The organism is Duganella sp. BJB1802, assembly GCF_013369445.1.
Lineage (GTDB): Bacteria > Pseudomonadota > Gammaproteobacteria > Burkholderiales > Burkholderiaceae_D > Rugamonas > Rugamonas vulcania_A.
This window is the reverse complement of record NZ_JABWEF010000047.1, coordinates 1-2476: the sequence shown is the minus strand read 5'-3', so window position 1 is coordinate 2476 and position 2476 is coordinate 1. Positions and strand designations below refer to the sequence as shown.

The following is a 2476-nucleotide window of genomic DNA, read 5'->3' as shown; positions in this document are numbered from 1 at the left end:
TGCAGCGCCCGCCCTTTTTTACCGCCCAGCGTTTTAGCGGGTCGGCTTGCCGTTCACATCGTAGACGGCTGCGTCCAGATGCACCACCGTGCTGACGGCCTTGCTGTCGGCCGCGCTGGCCGCCAGGGTCAGCTTGTAGTCGCCCTTGGCGACTTTCCACGTCTTCGATGCCGAATCAAACACGGCCAGCAAGCGCGGATCGACGGTCACGGAGGCCTGCACGCCGGCGCCCGGTTGCACCTCGACCTTCTGGAAGCCGGCCAGGCGCTTCGGCGCTTCCCAGCGGGCCGTCAGCGGCGAGACGTAGACCTGCGCCACCTGCTTGCCCGCGACCTTGCCGGTGTTCTTCACCGTGAACGAGGCGCGCACGACGCCGCCCTTGACGCTGGCGGCCAGGTCCGAGAAGGCGAACTCGGTGTAGGACAAGCCATGGCCGAACGGGAACAGCGGCGTGAGGCCCTTCAGGTCGAACCACTTGTAGCCGACGGCGGCGCCTTCGCTGTAGTTGACGTCGAAGCGGCGGTCCGCCACCTCCGGGAAGCCGTCCAGCGCGGGACGCGGCAACTGCGATTCCGACGCCGGGAAGGTGGCAGGCAAACGCCCCGACGGATTGACTTCGCCGAGCAGCACGCCGGCGATCGCCTCGCCGCCGCTGGTGCCCGGATACCACGCCTCCAATACGGCCGACACCTTCGGCAGCCACGGCATGGTCACCGGACCGCCGGTCTCCAGCACCACGACGGTGTTGGCGTTGGCCTCGGCCACGGTGGAGATCAGCTCGTCCTGCTTGTCCGGCAGCGACAGGTTCGGCATGTCGAAGCCCTCGCCCGTCCACTGGGTCGCGAACACCAGAACCACATCGCTTTCGCGCGCCAGCTTGGCGGCGGCGGCGCGGTCGCTGCCGTCGGCGTAGGCCACCGTGGCCGATGGCAGGCGCGCCTGTATCGCCTTCAACGGCGACGACGGATACACCATGACCGGGCCGGGCCAGGTCTTGGGCATCAGCTCAGGCGCCGCGTTGCCGCCGGCCGGGTACACCAGCGACGAGCCGCCGCCGGCCAGCACGCCACGGTCGGCATAGCCGCCGATCACCGCGATCTTCTTGGCCGAGCGGCTCAGCGGCAAGGCGCCGGTGCTGTTCTTCAGCAGCACCATGCCCTCCTGCGCATCCTTGCGCGACACGGCCGCGTGCGCGCCGAAGTCGATCGATTGCGGCGCCGGCGCCACCGGATGGTCCACCACGCCGTGCGCGAACATCGCGTGCAGGATGCGGCGCACCATGTCGTCCAGGCGCGACTGCGGCACCCAGCCGTTCAGCACGGCCTCCTTCAGCGGCGGGCCGAAGTAGTCGGCGAGGTCGAACGGCATGCCCGATTGCTGGTCCAGCCCGGCGTTGGCGGCCGGCACCGTGCTGTGCACCGCGCCCCAGTCCGACATCACCCAGCCCTTGAAGCCCCAGTCCTTCTTCAGCACCTCGTTGAGCAGGTAGCTGTTCTCGCACGCATACACGCCGTTGACGCGGTTGTACGAGCACATGACCGCGCCCGGATTGCCCTCCTCGTTCGCGATCTGCAAGGCCAGCAGGTCCGACATGCGGGCCGAGCGGTCGTCGATCTTGACGTTGAGCGAGGTGCGATTGGTTTCCTGGTCGTTCAGCGCGTAGTGCTTGAGCGTGGACACGATGCGGTTCGACTGGATGCCCTTGATCTGCGCGCCGACGATCTTGCCGGCCAACAGGGGATCCTCGCCGGCATATTCGAAGTTGCGGCCGTTGCGCGGTTCGCGCATCAGGTTGACGCCGCCGGCCAGCAGCACGTTGAAGCCGTAGGCGCGCGCCTCCGCGCCGATCATGGCGCCGCCCGCGTAGGCGGTGTTCAGGTCCCAGGTGGCGGCCGTGTTCAGGCCCGACGGCAGCGCCGTGCCGGGACGCGCGTCCGGGCCGGCCTGGCTGGCCACGCCCACGCCGGCGTCGGTTTCCCACAGGTTGGGGATGCCCAGGCGCGGCACGCCGTAGATGAAGCCGGCCGACTGCTTGTGCGACGGCGCCGGCCGCGTGGTTTTCTTCGATTCCATGTCGGAGCCGAGGTAGCCGTAGACGAGCTTGAGCTTCTCGTCCATGGTCATCGCCGCGACCGCCAGGCGGGCGCGTTCCTCCGCGCCCAGCTGGGCGTTCATCCACGGCGTGGCAGCGGGCGCAGCGACTTCCCCGGCCGCGCCGGTCTGCGCGCCGACACTACCGCAGCACAGCGCCACGGCAGCCGACAGCAGGCTGATTTTTGTCTTCAATTTCATGGGTCTCCATCACTTTCTTAACGGTTTGCCGGCGATTGTGCCTGTGGGGCTCAGGCCGGGCAATTATGAAAATGACGAATCTCCGGAACGATATTCCGCAGCGGCGGGGGGGGGGGGGGGGGGGGGTGGCGGTCTTGGTGGGGGGCGGGCGGGGGCGTGCGCCGCGGCTGGAGGCGATGCAGGA

General features: G+C 68.7%; 1 protein-coding gene. It reads right to left on the bottom strand.

Going from position 1 to position 2476, the window contains the following annotated elements; genetic code table 11:
• Positions 1 to 33: 33 nt before the first annotated feature.
• Entirely contained in the window at positions 34 to 2292 is a 2259-nt protein-coding gene (locus HUX88_RS31755; protein ID WP_176364365.1) for a glycoside hydrolase family 3 C-terminal domain-containing protein, read from the bottom strand.
• Positions 2293 to 2476: the final 184 nt, after the last annotated feature.